Origin of the sequence: Flavobacterium sp., from assembly GCF_046153165.1 — a bacterium.
GTDB lineage: Bacteria > Bacteroidota > Bacteroidia > Flavobacteriales > Flavobacteriaceae > Flavobacterium.
In genome coordinates this window covers 34,000-55,024 of sequence record NZ_JBJXEN010000066.1, presented here as the reverse complement: position 1 = coordinate 55,024, position 21,025 = coordinate 34,000, and the positions used below count along the sequence as shown (strand labels likewise).

Sequence of the window (21,025 nt, the reverse complement as noted above, 5' to 3'; positions counted from 1 at the left end):
ATCTTTTATTATTAAAAGTTAAGATTTACCCCAAAACTATAAAGTCTAGGTCTTGGGTAAAAATTGTTATCTATTCCGTTGAAATTTTCAGGATCTTGTCCGCTATATTTAGTAATTAAAAACAAATTGTTTCCAGCTACATATAATCTTAACGAAGCATTTTTAATTGCTTTATTCATTTTGTATCCTAATGTAATATTCTCGCAACGAATGAAACTGGCATCTTGTAACAAATAGTCTGAAAATGAATTGCCAATATTATTATTAAAAGTTAAGTCACTTAATACATTGTTTAGGGAAGTTGCTGCAACAGGTGCTGCATGAGCTACATTTCCAACTAGTAATTCTTTTGTGTTATAAACCAAACCGCCTTTTTGACCTCTGAAACTAGTAGTGAAGTCAAAATTTTTGTAATTAGCGTTTAATCCGAAACCAAATGTCCAGTTAGGACGCATTGCTTTATAATATTTGTCACTATCAGTTATTGCGCCGTCTTTATTTCTGTCTACATAAGCACCTTCAATCGGTCTTCCGTTGGCATCATAAATTTGCTCAAAAACATAAGCAGAATAAGGCTGTAATCCAACTACATGATGTGCGATTTTAACACCTGTTCCGTCAGGGATAGATGATTCGTCGGCAAGTACAGATGTTAGACCTTGTAAATCGGTAACTTTATTATAATTATAGGCTGCGTTTCCATTTAAATCGATATTAAAGTTTTCTTTATCGATAACTTTGATATTCAAATTAGCCTCAATTCCTTTTCCTTCTGTAGAACCAACATTTTTAACATAATCATTAGTTAGTCCTTGTCCTGGAGGAAGAGGGACTTTAGCAAGTAAGTCATTAGTATATTTTTTATATACATCTACACTTCCTGAAATAGCTTGATTTTTGAATAATTCAAAATCTAATCCTGCATTATAAGTAGTTGTTTTTTCCCAAGTTAGGCTAGAATTAAATCCAAGTGCAGAGTAAGTATTGTAACCTGGTAAATATTGACTGTTTTGATTTCCAATACTAAATAAAGGGCTGTTAGGATAGTAACCAATTTTATCAATTCGTGCAATATCTTGTTGCCCTGTTTTACCCCAACCCAATCGTAGTTTTAGATTAGAAATTAATTTAGAGTCTTGTAAGAATTTTTCTTCGCTTATTTTCCAAGCAAAAGCTGTTCCTGGGAAATAACCCCAACGATTAGCTTTATTAAACAATGAGGAAGCATCAGCTCTCATAGAGAATGTGAACAAATATTTTCCTGCAATATCTACATTACTTCTCCCAAAAAAGGATTGTAAGTTTAATGCATGATAATAACGGTTACTTATATTGTTTTTATCTACATTCTCTTCACGCAATCCAGTAGTTGTATTGTACTTATAATTTACCTTGTTACCATCGGTTACAAAATTTTGGTAATTATAACCACCTTGTATATCAAACTTTTTAATCAAACCCGTTAAATCTTTGCTGTACACCAAGTAAGCATCCATCAATTTGTTAGTGATAGTCTGGTTTTCAGAGTAATTTACACCAGGATTAAAAACTCCTGTTATTTTTTGATAAGTCTGAATAGATTTTTCCCCGTAAGTTTCTTCGATTTTCGATTTAGAAGCTTCAAGACCTAAATTTAAAACCGCTCTTAGGTTAGGAAAAAAGTGTAATTTATAATCAAACTCTACATTTCCAATGACTTTGCTAACTTGTTCTGGACGTCTTCTTTGTTCAAGAACTGCTAATGGATTGGTTGGTCCATTTAACGCTACACCATTCATTCCTTGATAATAGCCGTCGAAAATATTTGTTGAACTGTAATCATAAATAGGTTTTGTAGGATCCATATTTAAAGCATTTCCAAAAGCACCGCCTTCATCAATTGCATTTTTCTCTGAAAACAATCCTTTTGCGTTTACATCTATTTTAAGATGATTGTCGAAAAGCATAGGTGTTAATCTAATAGAAGGGGTGAATCTTTTAAACTCACTAGTTCTAACCAGTCCTTCATTTTTTGTATAACCCAAAGAAGCTCTAAAAGGCATTTTTTTAAATAAATTAGTTCTTACACTAAAGTTATTATCTGAGGATACTGAATTTTGATAAATTGCATCTTGCCAGTTAGTATTAGATAATATTCTTCCTTCAATTTCAGGTGTAGAAAGATTATCTGTTGCAGTTGTGCTTGGATCATCTACCCCTAATAAGTTGGTGTAACCTGGGAAATTTGTTTGAATGAAGTTTGTGTATTCAGCACCATCCATCATATTAATTTTCTTTTGTATAGATCCTATAGATACACTGCTTGAGAAATTATATTCTGTTGCTCCAGAAGTTCCTTTTTTGGTAGTAATCAAAATTACACCGTTTGATGCTCTTGCTCCATATATTGCTGTTGCAGAGGCGTCTTTTAAAATACTGAAAGATTCAATGTCGTTTGGATTTAGTAACGCTAAAGAATTATTATTTCCAGCAGCATTTTCATTACTAATAGGAACACCGTCTATTACAATTAATGGACTGTTTTCAGCACTTATAGATCCACCACCACGAATACGAATGTTTGGCGCAGAATCTGGATCTCCACCATTGTTTGTAATTCTAACTCCAGCAGCTTTTCCTGTTAGTAACTGATCGACAGAAAAAATAGCGCCTTTGTTAAATTCTTTCGAAGTAATTAGATCGACAGATCCAGTGGCATCTTTCTTTTTAACACTTCCGTAACCTACTACAATAACCTCATTTAATTTAGAAGATTCTTCCTCTATTGCAATGGTGACTGTTTTTTGTCCTACGTAGTTTAAAGTAAATTCTTTAAATCCAAGAAATGAGAAGGTAATTACATCTCCGTTTTTTAGATTAGATAACGTAAATGCTCCAGAAAAATCTGTAGACACTCCATTATTTGTCCCTTTAACTATTACATTAACTCCAGGCATATTTTCTCCTGTTGCTTTGTCTGTAACGGTACCGCTTAATTTGCTCTGTGCAAGCAAACTAACTGGGAGCATGAGTAATAAAAGTAGTAACTTTTTATACATTGTTTTCATACATTTTGTTTAGGTTAATTTTTTGTTTTTATTAGCGTATATTTTTACTTCGAATGTTAAATTTAGTTAAATAAACGAACGAACCTAAACGGTTTTTTGAAAAGGGCTTCCGAAAACGTTTTCGTGTTGACAACTTTCTCTAAAACATATATTTTTACTTAATAAATTGTCAATAATAAAAAATAAATCTACCTTTATTTGCGAATTAATACTTTCGAAACTAAATAATGAGAAAAAAAGTAACCTTAAAACAAATTGCTAAAGAGCTAGATGTATCTATATCGACAGTTTCTAAATCACTTAGAGATAGTGCTGAAATTAGTGAAGATACTAGGCAAAAAGTTCAAGCATTTGCTAAACTATACAACTACAAACCCAATCTTATTGCTCTAAGTCTAAAAAATAGAAAAACTAAAACAATAGGGATTATTATTCCAGAAATTGTGCATCATTTTTTTGCTACCGTTATTAGTGGTATCGAGCATCTTGCTAATGAAAAAGGATACAATGTTATAGTTTGTCTTTCGGACGAATCATTTGACAAGGAAGTTATTAATATGGAAATGCTTGCTAATGGCAGTATAGATGGCTTTATTATGTCTTTGTCTAAAGAAACACAACAAAAGAAAGATTTTCATCATATTTTAGAAGCTACTAGCCAAGGAATGCCTGTTGTCATGTTTGATCGGGTTACCAATGATATTTTTTGTGACAAAGTAATTATAGATGATAAAACAGCTGCACAAGATGCTGTAAATTTTCTTATTTATAAAGGAATGAGAAAAATAGGACTCATAACAACTGTCGATTATGTTAGTGTGGGCAAATTAAGAACCGAAGGTTATTTGCATGCTCTACAACAAAATAATATTATTTTAGATGAAAAGCTTATTTTAAAAATCGAGGATATTGATAACTGTACTTCAGAAATTGAAAGGTTTATTAAAGAAAATGAGATAGATTCTGTTTTTGCAGTCAATGAATTGTTTGCAGTAACGGCCATAAAAGCAATTAATCAAATTGGCAAAAAAGTGCCAGAAGATATATCAGTTATAGGATTTACAGATGGGATTATTTCTAAATACTCGACACCATCTATAACGACTGTAAGCCAAAATGGAATTTCGATGGGGCAAAAAGCGGCTAAATTACTCATTGATCGATTAGAAAATGACGAAGAAGATGAGTTTTACACCACCGAAATTATAGAAACACATTTGGTGGAAAGAGAGTCGACAATCTAAAAAAGTTATCAGAACTCTAACGTTATAGTTGTTGAGTTTTGCAAAAAATCTAAAATCTAAAATCTAAAATCTAAAAATTTATATATATTTACCATAATTATCAAAGCATATACTTTTACTTCGAAATAAAATTATGTTTTTGATAAGCACATAACGCTTATCGTAATAAATTATAAAAACGATAATGGAAAAGCGTAAATTAGGTTTCTGGGGAATCTGGAACATGAGTTTTGGTTTCTTAGGAATACAAATGGGTTTTGCTCTACAAAATTCAAACGTAAGTAGAATATTTCAAACATTAGGTGCGAACATAGACGACATCCCAATTCTTTGGGTTGCCGCGCCATTAACAGGTCTAATTGTTCAGCCAATTATTGGTTATTTTTCTGATAGAACGTGGACTAAATTAGGTAGAAGAAAACCATATTTTCTTGTTGGTGCTATTCTCGCATCAGCGGCATTATTTATAATGCCAAATTCTCCTATACTTTGGTTTGCTGCTGGAATGCTTTGGATAATGGATGCTTCAATTAATGTCTCGATGGAACCTTTTCGTGCATTTGTTGGAGATAATTTACCTGACAATCAAAGAACCACCGGTTTTGCTATGCAGAGTTTTTTTATTGGAATTGGGGCTTACTTTGCTTCAAAATTACCTTTAATTTTTACTTATTTTGGAGTTAGTAATACTGCTCCGTTGGGAATTATACCAGATTCAGTAAAGTATTCTTTTTATTTTGGCGGTATTGCTTTTATAATAACTGTTCTCTGGACAGTTATTACATCTAAAGAATATTCTCCAGAAGAATTAGAAGTTTTTGATAAAAATAGAGAAGCCGCATACAAAAAAGAAACTCATTCTGTCGAATGGTTTGCGTCAAATGGGAAATCTCACCTAACAAAAGGTATTTTATTTCTAATTATAAGCACTGTTTTTTCATTTGCAATTTTTCATTATGAATTAAAAAAGGATTTATATGTTTTATCATTAGGTCTAATTGGACTTGGGGGATTAGCAATGTTTGTCTCGGGTTTGATGCAAAAAACAAATAAAACTGAAAACGGGTTCATTACTATTATGAATGATTTTCAGTTTATGCCAAAAATCATGAAACAATTAGCTTGGGTTCAATTCTTTTCTTGGTTTGCACTTTTCTCAATGTGGATTTATACCACGCTTGCCGTTACACAACACATTTACAAAACAACAGACACGACATCTGCGGCTTATAACACAGGCGCAAATCAAGTTGGAGAAATGTTTGCTAATTATAATTTAATTGCGGCAATTGCGGCTTTTTTATTGCCATTATTAGCAAAATATACAAGTAGAAAATTTACGCATTTTATCGCATTAGTTTGTGGAGGTTTGGGCTTAATTTCTATTTATTTTATTTCAGAACCAACAGCTTTTACAATGGAATGGCTTCCAATGATTGGTGTCGGAATTGCTTGGGCAAGTATTTTATCTATTCCTTATGCAATGCTTTCGGGTTCTTTACCATCAAATAAAATGGGGTATTACATGGGAGTTTTTAATTTTTTTATAGTAATTCCACAATTGGTTGCAGCTTCAATTTTAGGTTTCTTGGTTTCTAAATACTTTAATAGCGAACCTATTTATGCACTGTTAATTGGTGGAGCATCAATGATTCTTGCAGGAATCCTAGCATTAACTATTAATGATAAATCGAAAATAAGTTTAAATGAATAAAAAAGCATTCATATTCGACCTAGACGGCGTTATTGTCGATACAGCAAAATATCATTTTATTGCTTGGCAAAAAATTGCAAGCCAGTTAGGTATCGAATTTACACCAGAACACAACGAAGAACTGAAGGGTGTAAGCCGAATAAGATCGTTAGAAATAATATTAGGATTAGGAAATATTGAAGCTTCGCAAGAGGATAAAAATTATTGGTTAACCAAAAAAAATGAAGATTATCTTTCTTATATAGAAAACATGAATGAGTCTGAAATTCTTCCAGGAGTTAGAGAAACTTTAGAATTTATCAAAGAAAATAATCAACTTATTGCATTAGGATCAGCTAGTAAGAATGCTAGACCAATTCTAGAGAAAGTAAAATTATTACATTTTTTTGATGCTATTGTCGATGGGAATGATGTAACTAATGCCAAACCTGATCCAGAAGTTTTTTTACGAGCTGCACAATTGCTAAAAGCAACAAATGAAAATTCAATAGTTTTTGAAGACTCAGTGGCAGGAATTCAAGCAGCAAATATTGCTAATATGCTCAGTATCGGTATTGGTGAAACAAAAACATTGCATGAGGCTCAGTTTTGTTTTCCAAATTTTTTACACATTGATACTAGTTTTATCGATACAATTATTAAGAGATAGAAGATTAAAAATAAAGTGTTCAAGGTTTGAGAATTAATTTCATCAAACTCTTAAATCTTTAAATTGAAAAAAATGAATCAAGATTATATAAAACCAGATAATTGGTCTATCATAGAAGAAGGATTTCATGCTGATAGCGTAAAATCGTCCGAAAGTCTTTTTAGTATCGGAAACGGTGCTATGGGACAACGTGCCAATTTTGAAGAAAATTATACAGGAGAAACTTTTCAAGGAAGTTACATTGCAGGAATTTATTATCCAGACAAAACAAAAGTAGGTTGGTGGAAAAACGGCTATCCTGAATATTTTGCCAAAGTGCTCAATGCGCCGAACTGGATAGGAATTAATATCGAAATCAATGGTAAAAACTTAGATTTGGCTCAATGTAAATCGGTCAAAAACTTTCGTCGCGAACTGAATATGAAAGAAGGTTGGTACCATCGTTCTTTTGAAGCAATCTTGCAAAATGGGACTGAAATTCTAGTTAACATTCGCCGATTTTTATCTTTAAATTTAGATGAAGTTGGAGTGATTAATTATGAAATTATTCCGGTAAACCAAAAAGCTCAAATTATTTTCAAACCCTATATTGATGCTGGAGTTCACAACGAAGATGCCAACTGGGAAGAAAAATTTTGGGAACCATTAAATGCTCAATATTCCGAAAACGAAGCTTTTGTAACTGCTAGAACGTTCAAAACACATTTTACGGCAACAACTTTTATGCAGAATACCATTTTGTTAAATGGTACAAATGCAAATGCTTCTCCAATACATATTGAAAAAAACAGCGAAAAAGTTCAATTTTCATATGAATATGAAGTCGCTCAAGGCGAAAAAATAACCATCCAAAAAATAGGAGGATATACCGTTTCATTAAACCACGAAAACACACAAGTTGCTGCCGAAAATGTTATAAAATCAGCTTTAGCAAAAGGATACGATAATTTATTACAAGATCAAATTGAGGCTTGGGCAAAAATTTGGGAAATGTCAGATATTACTATTGATGGCGATGTCAAAGCACAACAAGGCATTCGTTTCAATATTTTTCAATTAAATCAAACCTATTTAGGGAAAGATTCTCGACTCAATATTGGCCCAAAAGGTTTTACAGGCGAAAAATACGGCGGATCTACGTATTGGGACACCGAAGCTTACTGCATTCCGTTTTACATGGCTACAAAAGACCAGCAAGTAGCCAGAAACTTACTAACATACCGATACAATCAACTCGACAAAGCCATTGAAAATGCTACAAAATTAGGATTTTCTAACGGAGCGGCTTTGTATCCTATGGTGACTATGAATGGGGAAGAATGTCATAACGAATGGGAAATTACTTTTGAAGAAATTCATCGTAATGGCGCTATCGCATTTGCTATTTTTAATTACCATCGTTTTACGGGAGACTATTCATATATTCCTGAAAAAGGTTTAGAAGTCCTCATTGGAATCGCTCGTTTTTGGCATCAAAGAGCTACTTTTTCTACCAAAAGAGATCAATATGTCATTCTAGGCGTTACAGGTCCAAATGAATATGAAAATAACGTAAATAATAATTTTTATACCAATTATATTGCCAAATGGTGTTTGAGTTATACTTACGATCAACTCAAAAAAGTAGCGCTAGAATATCCTTCGGATCACAAACGCATTATCGATAAAGTCAACATTACAGAGGCAGAACTACAATCTTGGAAAAAAGTTTCCGATAATATGTATTTCCCTTATTCTAAAGATCATAATATTTACTTACAACAAGACGGATTTTTAGATAAAGAATTAGTTAAAGTTGCCGATTTAGACAAAAAGCAACGACCAATAAACCAAAAATGGTCTTGGGACAGAATTTTACGTTCTCCCTATATCAAACAAGCCGATGTTTTGCAAGGATTTTATTTCTTCGAAGATCATTTTTCTAAAGAAGAATTAGAAAGACATTTCAATTTTTATGAGCCATTTACCGTTCATGAAAGTTCACTTTCGCCTTGCGTACATTCTATTCAAGCAGCTGTTTTGGATAAAATGGATATGGCTTATACTTTTTATCTCAGAACGTCTCGATTGGATTTAGATGACTATAATAAAGAAGTCGAAGAAGGTTGTCATATTACAAGTATGGCGGGAACTTGGATGAGTATTGTAGAAGGTTTTGGAGGTATGCGTGTAAAAAATAATCAATTGCATTTTGAACCTCGAATTCCAGAACAATGGAAAGGCTATTCATTTAAAGTGAATTTCAGAAACGCCATAGTGAAGGTAGAAGTCAATCATCAAGAAACCAAAGTTTCGGTCGAAGGAAATCAATCGGTAGAAATAGTAATTAATGGCGAATCGCAATTAGTAAAAAATTAGTATAATGAAAAAATATTTTGTTTCAGTTATCATTGTTTTAATGTCTATTTTAGGCGTTTCTGCACAGGAATTTAAATCGCCAAATGGAAGTTTTAAAATGTCGTTTTCGCTATTAAAAGACGGAACGCCAACCTATACTTTATTATATAAAAATAAAGAAGTTATTAAACAAAGTAAATTAGGTTTAGAATTACAAAAAGATAAAAAGTCATTGTTGAATGATTTTAAAGTCATTGATACGAAAGAAAGTACGTTCAATGAAACTTGGAAAACCGTTTGGGGCGAAGAAACTGAAATTCAAAATCATTATAACGAATTAGCCGTAAAACTAAAACAAAATGAAACCGATAGAGAACTTATTATTCGTTTTCGTTTGTTTAATGAAGGTTTAGGTTTTCGATACGAATTTCCTCAGCAAAAAAATTTAATCTATTTTGTAATCAAAGAAGAAAGAACGGAATTTGCCATGACTGGAAATCACACTGCTTTTTGGATTCCGGGCGATTACGACACACAAGAATACGATTACACAGAAAGTAAATTATCTGAAATTAGAGGTTTGTTTAAAAGTGCTGTTTCCGAAAATGCTTCTCAAAAACAATTTTCAGACACAGGTGTACAAACGTCATTAATGATGAAATCTGCCGATGGAATTTACATCAATATTCATGAAGCCGCATTGATAAATTATTCGTGCATGCATTTAAATTTGGATGATAAAAACTTTGTATTTCAATCGCACTTAACACCAGATGCACAAGGAAATAAAGGACATATTCAAGCGCCAAGTGTTTCGCCTTGGAGAACCATTATCGTGAGCAATGATGCTAGAGAAGTTTTAGCTTCTAGAATGACTTTAAACTTAAATGAACCTTGTAAAATTGAAAATACGTCTTGGATTAAACCCATAAAATATGTGGGTGTTTGGTGGGAAATGATTACAGGTAAAAGCTCTTGGGCGTATACTGATGATTTGCCATCAGTACAACTTGGAATCACCGATTTTTCAAAAGTTAAACAAAGTGTGAAACACGCTGCGAATACAAAACACGTTAAAGAATATATCGATTTTGCAGCACTTCATGGTTTTGGAGGTGTATTGGTCGAAGGCTGGAACGAAGGCTGGGAAGATTGGTTTGGTCATGAAAAAGATTATGTTTTTGACTTTGTTTCGCCTTATCCAGATTTCGATGTTAAAGCTATTCATGAATATGCAAAATCTAAAGGGATCAAAATGATTATGCATCACGAAACTTCGGGCGCTACTCGTAATTACGAACGTCATTTAGATAAAGCATTCCAATTTATGAAAGACAACGGTTATGATGCTGTGAAAACAGGTTATGTTGGGAATATTTTGCCTCTAGGGGAACACCATTACAGTCAATCTATCTTAAATCATTACCAATATGTTACGGAAAAAGCTGCGGAATATAAAATTATGGTTAACGCTCATGAAGCCGTTCGTCCTACAGGAATTTGTAGAACCTATCCTAATATGATTGGAAACGAAGCGGCACGAGGAACAGAATTTCAGGCGTTTGGAGGGTCAAAAGCAAATCACACCACTGTTTTACCTTTCACCAGATTAATGGGCGGACCAATGGATTATACTCCAGGAATTTTTGAAATGGATATTTCGAAATTAAATCCGGGAAATAATTCACACTGTAATACTACAATTGCCAATCAATTAGGCTTATATGTAGTCATGTACAGTCCATTGCAAATGGCAGCGGATTTACCAGAAAATTACAATCGCTTTTTAGATGCTTTTCAGTTTATTAAAGAGGTACCAGTAGAATGGTCAACCTCAAAATATCTAGAAGCAGAACCTGGTTATTATATCACAACAGCCAGAAAAGATAAAAATTCAAATAAATGGTTTGTTGGAAACGTAAATGGATTAAATGTTAGAACATCAACTATTACGCTAGATTTTTTAGAAAAAGATAAAAAATACGAAGCTACCATTTATGCTGATGCGAGCGATGCTAATTATAAAACCAATCCACAGGCTTATAAAATAACAAAACAAAAAGTGACCAATAAAACAAAATTGCAACTAACTGCAGCTTCGGGCGGTGGTTATGCTATTAGTATTGTTGAGGTAAAATAAATAATTTAAACCCTTTCAGAATTTTAAACTCTGAAAGGGTTCTAAATATAATTAAAATATGAAAAAGGTAATACTATTGTTTTTAACGTTTTTTTCGTTACAAGTTTCAGCTCAAATTACTAAAGTTGAACCTCCATTTTGGTATGTAGGAATGCAAAATCCTTCGTTACAAATTATGTTTTATGGTAAAAATATAGCTCAAAATGACGTTTCTGTAAATGATGATGTTGTAATTACTCAGGTTCAAAAGACAGAAAATCCAAATTATATTTTTGTCACTATCAATACTGAAAAAACACCAGCTTCTGAAGTTATTTTTTCATTTTCAAAAGACAAAAAAGTAGCGTTTACACAAAAATATTCGTTCAAAAACAGAAAAAATAATTCTGCACAAAGAAAAAGTTTCAATTCATCGGATGTCATGTATTTAATAATGCCAGACCGATTTGCTAATGGAAATACTAACAACGACAGCACAAAAGATACCCAAGAAAAAGCCGATAGAAATAATCCTGGCGGACGTCACGGTGGTGATATAGAAGGAATCATAAAAAACTTGGATTATATAAAAGAATTGGGTGCTACAACAATTTGGAGTACGCCACTTTGTGAAGATAATGATAAGAATTATTCCTATCATACTTACGGTCAGTCGGATGTGTACAAAATAGATTCTCGTTACGGAACAAATGAAGATTATATACGCCTTTCGGCAGAAGCCAAAAAAAGAGATTTAAAATTAGTGATGGATTATGTAACTAATCATTGGGGAGCCGAACATTGGATGTACAAAGATTTGCCTACTTACGATTGGGTACATCAATTCCCAGGATATTCGCAATCCAATTATCGAATGGAAACACAATATGATCCAAATGCTTCAAAAATTGATGCGAAAAACTGTATGGATGGATGGTTTGTACCTTCCATGCCCGATTTGAATCAATCAAATCCTTTGGTTTTAAATTATTTAACACAAAACGCTATTTGGTGGATAGAATATGCTGATTTAGATGGATTTAGAGTAGATACTTATTCATATAATGATAAAGCCGCTATTGCAAAATGGACGAAATCGATAACGGATGAATATCCCAATTTTAACATTGTTGGAGAAGTTTGGATGCACGACCAAGCACAAATTTCGTACTGGCAAAAAAACAGCCCTATTTCAAAAATTCAAAGTTATAATTCTAATTTACCAAGCGTCATGGATTTTACGTTGCATGATGTTTTTGGTAATGTTTTCAATGAAGATAATGCGGGTTGGTTTGATGGAATGATTAAATTTTACAATAATTTTGTCAATGATTTTTTATATGATAATCCAAATAATCTTTTAATTTTTACCGAAAATCATGATACGAATCGTTTTAATCAAAATTATAAAAATGACTTCAAAAAATATCAAATGGCAATGAGTTTGTTAGCTACAATAAGAGGAATTCCTCAATTGTACTCTGGTTCCGAAATAGGAATGGCTGGAGACAAAGGAAAAGGTGATGCGGATATTCGACAAGATTTTCCTGGTGGCTGGAATAGTGACACAAATAACGCCTTTACAAAAGCAGGAAGAACGATAGAACAAGCAAAATATTTCGACTTTTCATCAAAATTATTTACTTGGAGGAAAACAAAAGCAGTAATTCATTCTGGTAAAACAACACAATATATTCCAGAAAATAATGTGTATATTTATTTCAGATATAATGAGAACGAAAGTGTTATGGTTGTCGTAAATAATAATAAAGACAAACAAGTAATAAAACTAGATAGATTTAGAGAAAGTATTCAAAATTACGTTTCGGGAAAAGAAGTGATTTCAGGAAAAATTTTCGACTTAAAACAGGATTTAGTAATAGAAGGCAAATCGGCATTAATTCTAGAATTGAAATAAAAAATATCAAATGAAGAAAATAATTTTATCAACATTGGTACTCATCACAATGTTAAGTTGCAAAAAAGAAACTGAAAAACCAGTTGAAGCAAAGCAGTTAGACATTGCCGCTATTACACCAGAACTTTCTGAAAATTCGGTTATTTATGAAGCAAATATTCGTCAGTATTCACCCGAAGGAACTTTTAATGAGTTCACAAAAGACATTCCTAAACTTAAAAAATTAGGCATAAAAATTCTTTGGATTATGCCAATTCACGAAGTAGGAGTTAAAAATCGCAAAGCAAAAGGGAATTTGTCTATTGAAGCCATTACGGATACTGTAGAAAAGGAAAAATACCTTGGAAGTCCTTATTCTATAAAAGATTACAGAAGTATTAATAGTAATTATGGAACAAAAGAAGATTTTAAAAAACTAGTAAAAACGGCTCATGAAAACGGAATATATGTCATTCTAGATTGGGTTGCCAATCATACTTCTTGGGATCATGCTTGGGTAACTCAGCATCCGGAATATTACACACATGATAAGAATGGTAAAATGATTGCTCCTTTCGATTGGACAGACGTTGCCGAATTAGATTATAACAATCAAAATCTTCGTAAAGCCATGTTGGAAGATATGAAATACTGGTTAACAGAATTTAATATTGATGGTTTCCGTTGTGACGTTGCTGCCGAAGTTCCTACCGATTTTTGGGAAAATACAACAACAGAGCTGAATAAGATTAAACCCGTTTTTATGCTTATGGAAGCTGAAAAACCGGAATTGATGAAGAAAGCTTTCGATATGCAATATGCTTGGGAAATGCACCATGTCATGAACGAAATTGCCAAAGGCGAAAAAACTATAAAATCTTTTGATGACCTTCTCAAAAAAAATGATTCAGTATATCAAAATGATGATATTTCCATGAATTTCACTTCTAATCATGACGAAAACTCATGGAACGGTACAGAGTACGAAAGGATGGGAGACGCTGCAGAAACTTTTGCGGCGTTAACTTTCGCTTTGCCGGGAATGCCATTAATCTATAATGGTCAAGAATATGATTTAAAGAAGAGATTAAAATTCTTTGAGAAAGACACCATTCCGCACACAGTGGGAAAAATGATGACTATTTATGAAAAATTAGGTAAATTAAAATCAGAAAACCCAGCTTTAAATGGCGGAAAAAACCCAGCTTCATATAATAGAATTTTAACTTCCGATGATTTAAAGATTCTTGCTTTTGAAAGAGAAAAATCAGGAAATAGAATCATTTTTGTAAGCAATTTAACTAAAGCAAATGCTGCTTTCACTGCTCCAATAGAAGGGATATTTACAGATTATATGTCTGGACAAAAAATAACATTCGCAAAAGATCAGAAGCTAAACCTCAAACCATGGGAATATAAAATTCTAATTGCAGAATAAAGTTTAATTTTAAAAACGCCTTTTAGTAAAGGCGTTTTTTTATACTTTTGATTTATGCTAAAAATAGGACATCGCGGTGCTAAAGGATATGTCGCCGAAAACACTTTGGCTTCGTTTAAGAAAGCGTTAGAACTAAAAGTGAACGGAATCGAACTAGATGTTCATTTAAGTTCCGACGCAGAAATTATGGTTATTCATGATGAAACCATCAACAGAACCACAAAAGGAAATGGTTTTGTAAAAGACTTCACTTCTGTGGAATTAAAGCAACTTGGAATTCCAACTTTAATCGAAGTTTTGGATTTAATAAACCAAGAATGCTTTGTTAACATTGAAATTAAAGACGTCAAAACAACGAAGTTAGTTGTTGAGTTAATTCAAAATTATTTATCTAAAAAACACTGGAATATCGAAAAATTTATAGTTTCCAGTTTTGATTGGACAGTTTTAAAAGAAATTTCACAGTTAAATTCTACAATTAAAATTGGTGTTTTAACTGAAGATAATATCGATGATGCAATCGCTTTCGCCAAAGAAATAAAAGCTTTTAGTATTAATCCGTATTTTAAATTATTAACAATCGATATTGTAGAAAGAATTCAAAAGGAAGGATTTCAAATTCATACTTGGACCGTAAATTCGTTAGAAGATATTACCTTTGTCAAATCATTGAATGTCGATGGTATCATTTCAGATTTTCCAGATAAAATATAATGAATTCAAAATACGATATAATTATTGTTGGTGGTGGTGCTGCAGGATTTTTTACAGCTATCAATATAGTTGAAAATAATCCAAAAACTAAAGTTGCTATTCTAGAACGAGGTCAGGAAGTTTTAAGCAAAGTAAGAATTTCTGGAGGTGGTCGTTGTAATGTGACGCATGCTTGTTTTGTACCAAACGATTTGGTTAAATTTTATCCTCGTGGCGAAAAAGAACTTCGTGGTCCTTTTCATCAGTTTTGCTCTGGAGATACTATCGATTGGTTTGAAAAACATGGTGTCGAACTCAAAATTGAAGACGATGGGCGCATGTTTCCTGTTTCTAATTCCTCACAAACCATAATAGATTGTTTTCTAGAAGCTACGAAAAAACTCGGAATCGATGTTTTAACGGGTCAAAGTGTGCAATCTATTTTTAAAAGTGATGCCTTTTGGAAAGTAGAAACCAATCACGAAACATTTGCTTGCAAAAAAATAATAATGACTACAGGAAGCAACCCTAAAATTTGGGAAATGCTTCAAAGTTTAGGGCATTCAGTTATTGAGCCTGTCCCGTCTTTGTTTACTTTTAATATTAAAGATGCGAGAATCAAGGATTTAATGGGGCTTTCGGCATTGGCTTCTGTCAAAGTCAAAAACTCAAAGCTTGAAGCTTCTGGTCCTTTGTTAATTACGCATTGGGGAATGTCAGGGCCAGGAATTTTAAGGCTTTCGGCTTGGGGAGCAAGAGAATTGTCTGACAAAAAATACCAGTTTGCTATTGTTGTCAATTGGTTAAACGATAAAATATTTGAAGAAACAGCAATAACTTTAAGAGAATTAAAATTGGAACATTCGAAGAAGGCCGTTTCTAAAAAATCGCCATTTGATATTCCGAACCGATTGTGGGAAAGTATTGTTCTTGCATCACAAATAGATGTAGAAGCAAAATGGGCAGATTTAACAAAAAATCAATTAACAAATTTGACTAATCAACTCACCAATGCGGAGTTTCAAGTGAACGGGAAAAGTACTTTCAAAGAGGAATTTGTAACGGCTGGCGGAATCGATTTAAAAGAAATAAACTTTAAAACCATGGAAAGCAAAATCTTATCTGATCTTTATTTTGCTGGAGAAATTGTAAATATCGATGCTATTACAGGAGGATTTAATTTTCAAAATGCTTGGACAAGCGGCTTTATTGTAGCTAGTTCTATTATGGAATAATGTTTTTTTAACATATTATTTAAATAAAACCTTCATAAATAATATACTTTTATTTGTTAAGAATTAAGACTATTCTTAATAAAGTATAAAGATTATCGATGCGATTTATTTAAAAATAATTATAAAGTTATAATGCCCTTATTCTCCCAATATTTAATTAGTTTTTTTTTTCTTTTTTCTTTTTCAGGAATTAGTCAAGAAAAAGATTTTCAAAACTTCACAACCGAAGAAGGATTGCCTAGCAATGAGGTGTATAGTTCATTTCAGGATAAAAACGGAACAATGTGGTTTGCTACGGATAGAGGTTTATGCCAATATAATGGTTATGAATTTAGAAATTTCGAACCCAAAGATGGGTTAACTGATATTACCATCTTTGAATTTTATCCTCAAGAAAATGAGCAAATATGGTGCTCTACTTTTAACGGGAAACTATTTTATTTTAAAAATGGCACCAGTAAATTTATTCCTTATAAATATAATACAGTAATTACTAAATATATAAAGACTCTTAATATACCCACTTTTTTTGTTAAAAGTTTAGCAGTTACAAAGCAAGGAGATTTATATCTTTCCAATGGCACTAATTCATTTAAGATAAATAATAAAGGTACCCTTTCAGAGATAGTTGAATTTAGCAAAGCTAAGATAAGCTTGAAGACTCCTAGGTATTTGACTAGTTTAAAAGTTAATAATAAACAATTTTTGAGCTATTTCTCATCAATAAAAAATGAATATGATGTTCCTTATGACAAAGGAACTATTAGAAATATAATTTTTCTTTCTGAGGGCAATAAATTGATGATATCTGATAATATAATTCGACTCTATAGAAAAGACAAAACTACAATAGATATTAGTTTTAACAATCACAATCCTATAGGTGCTGGTAAATATGACAGCCATCATTTTTGGGTTGGATTTAGAGGTAAAGGCTTTAAGGTTTTTGACTATAATGGAAAATTTATAAAAGAATTTCTAAAAGATCATTCCGTTACAAAAGTTCTAAAAGATTGTTATGATGGAATATGGGTTGCTACTGCCGATGCAGGAGTGTTTTATCAAAGAATAAATCAAATTAAAAAATTCACTTTTGAGAATTCAAGGGTTCAATCTTTAACAAGTGACAAAAATAAAAATTTGTTTATTGGAGCCTTTAATGGTAACATTTATCAAAAGAAATTTAAAAGTAAAGTTAAGCAAATTTACAAAGGAGTCTTTAATAACTCAGCTTTTGTACAATACCATCCTTATTTAAGAACTACTTTTTGCTATTCTGACAATCAGACATTTGTAGTTCCTAAGAACTATAAAAACCCAAATGTTGGAGGTGTTTTGAAGATATCGGATGATAATGACAGTGTTTTATCATTTAGTCAATATGGTTTTTTTACCACCTTAAATAAAGAAAAAATTCTGTCAGATACACTTAATTTTAGGATTCATGACATTTCATTTGTTGATAATACATTATATTTTGGAACAATTGATGGATTAAAAATTTCAGAAAACGGAAAAATTTCCCAAAAGAAGCAAGGTTTATTCAAATATCGTATTGATGATATTGATTATGTGAAATCCAACGGAATTTTCTATATGGCTACATTAGGAAAGGGTGTATTGGTTTATAATAAATCTACAGACCATGTATATGCAATAGATAAAACAAAGGGATTGTCTAATGATATTGTTACAGAAATAGTTGTAGAAGATAAACATACTATTTGGGCTTGTACGAATTACGGAATTAATAGAATTCATTTTTCGGACAATTTAAATTATACCATCGATTATATCACTACCGTTAATGGATTACTTAGTAATCAAGTAAAAGATGCAGAGATAATAGATGACTCTATATATGTAGGAACTACAAAAGGGCTTTGTGTATTTTCTAAAAATCAGTTTAATCAATTAATTTCTAAAAGACATTATTTTTTAAGAATAAGAGATATTGCAATAAATGATAAACTTTTTTTGTTTAATAATAATCTATTAGATCTAAACTATAGCCAGAATCGTATCGATTTTTTTGTTGAAGCAGTATCTTTTTCATTAAAAAAAGAAATTTTATATCAGTATAAGTTAGAAGGACTTGATAATGTATGGAAATACACACAGGATAGGAAAATTTCTTATGAATATATACCGCCAGGGAATTATAGGTTACTCGTAAAAGTACTCGAAGATGGTAAATCTTTCTCAAACGAGTGTATTCAAATTTCAATATGTATAAGCAAACCATTTTGGCAAACATTTTGGTTTTTAGGATTTTTAGGGCTTGTTTTGGGGGTAATTATTTATTTCTTTTTTAAAATCCGCGTATTAAGTTATAATGAAGATATAGTAAGAGAACTACTTCGTTTGTTGATGAAGAGAATTAAAAGAAAAGATGATTATTTTTCGTTTAAGGAAGCTGGAAAGGAAATTAGAATTAGAACATCGGATATCTTGTTTGTGCAATCATCTGGAAATTATATAGATATCGTTACAGTAACAAAAACATATACAGTAAGAGAAAAAATAGGAGATTTTAAAACATTAGTTTCTGATTCGCTGGAGTTTTTAAGAGTGCATAGATCTTATATTGTTCGAATTGATAAAATTAATAAAAAAAGTAAAAAGGCAGTTTATATAAATGATTACGAAATTCCAGTGGGAGAAACGTATTTGTCCGAATTGGATAAAATAGTTTTTTAAGAATTGCTGGTCAAATAGTAATACAATTTTGATAATAATTTAATCCCAAAATAAATGAGGTTCATCCCAAGAACCATTTATAGTTAGTTTTTGTTTTATAAAGTTCGTCACTTTTTTATAGAGGGTTTGTCACAAATAGATTTTTTTGTAAGTCTTTATTATGGATTCATTTTAGGTTTGCAGTATTAATTTTAAAAACAAACTATTATGAAAAACAAATTATTACAATTTAGAAAAGATCTATTTTTTTGCCTTTTTTGCTTATTAACAAGCACTCTTATTCAAGCTCAGACTATTGAATTGGCAAATACTAATGCTGCTAGTTATCTCTATAGTCCCAATTTCCCTTCAGTTGGTACTTATACACATACCTACACGATTCCTTTTTATCAGAATCAGTTAACAGGAACTTTTAAATTGAAAAAGGATGGTGTGTTTACTTGTAATCTGCCCAATTTGCGACTGATTTCAATTAATGCAATTCCAAGTGGTGCTTTCGTGGTTAATAATGGTCAATCAGGAGCTACTTATGTTACTCTACCAAATAATTATTCTTTTCCTGTAGGAGTTACTACTTTAAAAATGAGTTTTGGATGTGGAAACTTGTCAAACTCTATTTTCTTTCGGATAGTCGTAAATAAACTTCCAGATCCAGCTTTAAATGTAGTTTTGACACCATATTGTCAAACAGACACTCATACCAATTTATTTACAGGTAATTTTGGCTATCATGTTAATGGTACAGTAATAAATAAAACAGGATTAGAATTTAATGTTATAAAAACTTCTGGGCTTCCAATTTCAACAATTGAGTTATTGAGCAATTTTAATATAAATAGCTCGTCGAATGCTTTTACGCCAAACAGTAGTTTTTATAGTTCAAATACAAACACAACTTATACTGTAAAGTTGCAATATAGATATACGCCTGTAGGCTCTAATACTCCTATTGTTTATACTATTCCTAATGGTTCCTATGGATGGACGAATCACGTATGGTCGAAAACTTTTTCCACTTGTATGAATGTTGCTGTTGGAACACCAAATGATTCAGCTACTTTAAAAAGCGTAACAGCTCCAATCACTGACCCTAATGATGAGAATAGATCTCCAAGGAAACCAAAAAAGTTTACAACATATCCAAATCCTACAAATGGAGTTATTGTTATTGAGAAAACAGAAATGGATGTTGTTCTAAAAACGATCACAGTTTATGATACTAATAATATTGCAATAATGACTACTGCATTAGAAAATTTTAATCCTCAAACAATAGATTTAACCTCTTTGCGCTCTGGTATTTATTTAATGAATGTCGAGACAAATGAAGGTGTATTTGTAGAAAAAATAGTTAAAAATTAAACTTAACTAATCTTAAAAAAAAACCAAAAGCCTGATCTAACTAGATTGGGCTTTTTTAACTATTCAAAAACCAAATACTTCCGTTTAAAATAGTAGCAAAACTTACCCAAACTAAATATGGAATAAGTAGTTTTGAGGCATAAACATCGACTTTCTTAAAAGCTTTTATGGTTTCAAAAATCATCAACCAAAGTAATAAAATTTCTATTAAAGCTAGAAAAGGATTGCATAATCCAAAAAACAAAATTGACCAGATCGCATTTAGAGCTAATTGAATCCCAAAAAGCATCATTGCATTTTTAATAATTTCTTTACTTTTTCTGCTTTGACCTTTGTTATTCCAAATGATAGAAAAACTATAGCCCATTAGGATATACAAAATAGTCCAAATAGGTGCAAACAACCAACTTGGCGGATTAAAAAAAGGTTTTTTAAGTGTTAAAAACCATGTATCAACAGAAGAACGTGTTGCAAAACTCGATAAAAAACCAATAAGAACACAGGCTGAAATGGAGAGGATGATTTTAGTTAAATTAGCTTTTTTCAAAATGGTTGGTAAATTAGATTTAACAAATAAATAATAATCTAAT

Annotated in this window: 13 protein-coding genes; 11 read left to right on the top strand and 2 right to left on the bottom strand. The window is 31.6% G+C overall.

The genetic code is table 11. From position 1 onward, the window contains the following. Positions 1–11: 11 nt before the first annotated feature. Complete coding sequence (locus tag ACKVOV_RS07465) at positions 12–3,047, bottom strand: SusC/RagA family TonB-linked outer membrane protein (protein WP_409206137.1); 3,036 nt, start codon at positions 3,045–3,047, stop codon at positions 12–14. Positions 3,048–3,274: 227 nt separating this feature from the next. Here ACKVOV_RS07465 and ACKVOV_RS07460 point away from each other — a divergent pair, with 227 nt between their 5' ends. The 11 genes from ACKVOV_RS07460 to ACKVOV_RS07410 all read left to right on the top strand — a co-directional run bounded on the left by ACKVOV_RS07460 (position 3,275) and on the right by ACKVOV_RS07410 (position 20,435). After that, complete coding sequence (locus tag ACKVOV_RS07460; RefSeq protein WP_409206136.1) at positions 3,275–4,291, top strand: LacI family DNA-binding transcriptional regulator; 1,017 nt, start codon at positions 3,275–3,277, stop codon at positions 4,289–4,291. Positions 4,292–4,475: 184 nt separating this feature from the next. After that, positions 4,476–6,005, top strand: coding sequence for an MFS transporter (locus ACKVOV_RS07455; protein WP_409206135.1), 1,530 nt, complete (start codon positions 4,476–4,478; stop codon positions 6,003–6,005). Further along, positions 5,998–6,654, top strand: a complete 657-nt coding sequence (pgmB, locus tag ACKVOV_RS07450; RefSeq protein ID WP_409206134.1) for a beta-phosphoglucomutase — start codon at positions 5,998–6,000, stop codon at positions 6,652–6,654. Before ACKVOV_RS07455 ends, pgmB begins: the two co-directional genes overlap by 8 nt. Before the next feature lie 72 nt (positions 6,655–6,726). Continuing rightward, complete coding sequence (locus tag ACKVOV_RS07445) at positions 6,727–9,012, top strand: glycoside hydrolase family 65 protein (protein WP_409206133.1); 2,286 nt, start codon at positions 6,727–6,729, stop codon at positions 9,010–9,012. Positions 9,013–9,016: 4 nt separating this feature from the next. After that, the gene (locus ACKVOV_RS07440) at positions 9,017–11,131 is read left to right on the top strand and encodes a glycoside hydrolase family 97 protein (RefSeq protein ID WP_409206132.1); all 2,115 of its coding nucleotides are present in this window, start codon (positions 9,017–9,019) and stop codon (positions 11,129–11,131) included. Between the two features lie 58 nt (positions 11,132–11,189). Continuing rightward, entirely contained in the window at positions 11,190–13,028 is a 1,839-nt protein-coding gene (locus tag ACKVOV_RS07435) for a glycoside hydrolase family 13 protein (RefSeq protein ID WP_409206131.1), read from the top strand. Between the two features lie 10 nt (positions 13,029–13,038). Next, positions 13,039–14,445, top strand: coding sequence for an alpha-amylase family glycosyl hydrolase (locus ACKVOV_RS07430; protein ID WP_409206130.1), 1,407 nt, complete (start codon positions 13,039–13,041; stop codon positions 14,443–14,445). Positions 14,446–14,499: 54 nt separating this feature from the next. After that, positions 14,500–15,159: a glycerophosphodiester phosphodiesterase gene (locus tag ACKVOV_RS07425; RefSeq protein ID WP_409206129.1), complete on the top strand. Its 660-nt coding sequence runs from the start codon at positions 14,500–14,502 to the stop codon at positions 15,157–15,159. Next, positions 15,159–16,373 carry an NAD(P)/FAD-dependent oxidoreductase gene (locus ACKVOV_RS07420; RefSeq protein ID WP_409206128.1) on the top strand — a complete coding sequence of 405 codons (1,215 nt, stop codon included), beginning with the start codon at positions 15,159–15,161 and terminating at the stop codon, positions 16,371–16,373. The genes ACKVOV_RS07425 and ACKVOV_RS07420 overlap by 1 nt, the downstream gene beginning before the upstream one ends. 132 nt (positions 16,374–16,505) lie before the next feature. Then, positions 16,506–19,073, top strand: coding sequence for a LytTR family transcriptional regulator DNA-binding domain-containing protein (locus ACKVOV_RS07415; protein ID WP_409206127.1), 2,568 nt, complete (start codon positions 16,506–16,508; stop codon positions 19,071–19,073). Between the two features lie 207 nt (positions 19,074–19,280). Then, positions 19,281–20,435: a T9SS type A sorting domain-containing protein gene (locus tag ACKVOV_RS07410; protein ID WP_409206126.1), complete on the top strand. Its 1,155-nt coding sequence runs from the start codon at positions 19,281–19,283 to the stop codon at positions 20,433–20,435. A 55-nt stretch (positions 20,436–20,490) separates the two neighbouring features. Here ACKVOV_RS07410 and ACKVOV_RS07405 read toward each other — a convergent pair whose 3' ends face one another. Continuing rightward, complete coding sequence (locus ACKVOV_RS07405) at positions 20,491–20,982, bottom strand: TspO/MBR family protein (RefSeq protein ID WP_409206125.1); 492 nt, start codon at positions 20,980–20,982, stop codon at positions 20,491–20,493. Positions 20,983–21,025: the final 43 nt, after the last annotated feature.

Bases quoted from the DNA above. Each gene is read 5' to 3' on its own strand.
- ACKVOV_RS07465 (WP_409206137.1), bottom strand. From the start codon at position 3,047: ATGAAAACAATGTATAAAAAGTTACTACTTTTATTACTCATGCTCCCA.
- ACKVOV_RS07460 (WP_409206136.1), top strand. From the start codon at position 3,275: ATGAGAAAAAAAGTAACCTTAAAACAAATTGCTAAAGAGCTAGATGTA.
- ACKVOV_RS07455 (WP_409206135.1), top strand. From the start codon at position 4,476: ATGGAAAAGCGTAAATTAGGTTTCTGGGGAATCTGGAACATGAGTTTT.
- pgmB (WP_409206134.1), top strand. From the start codon at position 5,998: ATGAATAAAAAAGCATTCATATTCGACCTAGACGGCGTTATTGTCGAT.
- ACKVOV_RS07445 (WP_409206133.1), top strand. From the start codon at position 6,727: ATGAATCAAGATTATATAAAACCAGATAATTGGTCTATCATAGAAGAA.
- ACKVOV_RS07440 (WP_409206132.1), top strand. From the start codon at position 9,017: ATGAAAAAATATTTTGTTTCAGTTATCATTGTTTTAATGTCTATTTTA.
- ACKVOV_RS07435 (WP_409206131.1), top strand. From the start codon at position 11,190: ATGAAAAAGGTAATACTATTGTTTTTAACGTTTTTTTCGTTACAAGTT.
- ACKVOV_RS07430 (WP_409206130.1), top strand. From the start codon at position 13,039: ATGAAGAAAATAATTTTATCAACATTGGTACTCATCACAATGTTAAGT.
- ACKVOV_RS07425 (WP_409206129.1), top strand. From the start codon at position 14,500: ATGCTAAAAATAGGACATCGCGGTGCTAAAGGATATGTCGCCGAAAAC.
- ACKVOV_RS07420 (WP_409206128.1), top strand. From the start codon at position 15,159: ATGAATTCAAAATACGATATAATTATTGTTGGTGGTGGTGCTGCAGGA.
- ACKVOV_RS07415 (WP_409206127.1), top strand. From the start codon at position 16,506: ATGCCCTTATTCTCCCAATATTTAATTAGTTTTTTTTTTCTTTTTTCT.
- ACKVOV_RS07410 (WP_409206126.1), top strand. From the start codon at position 19,281: ATGAAAAACAAATTATTACAATTTAGAAAAGATCTATTTTTTTGCCTT.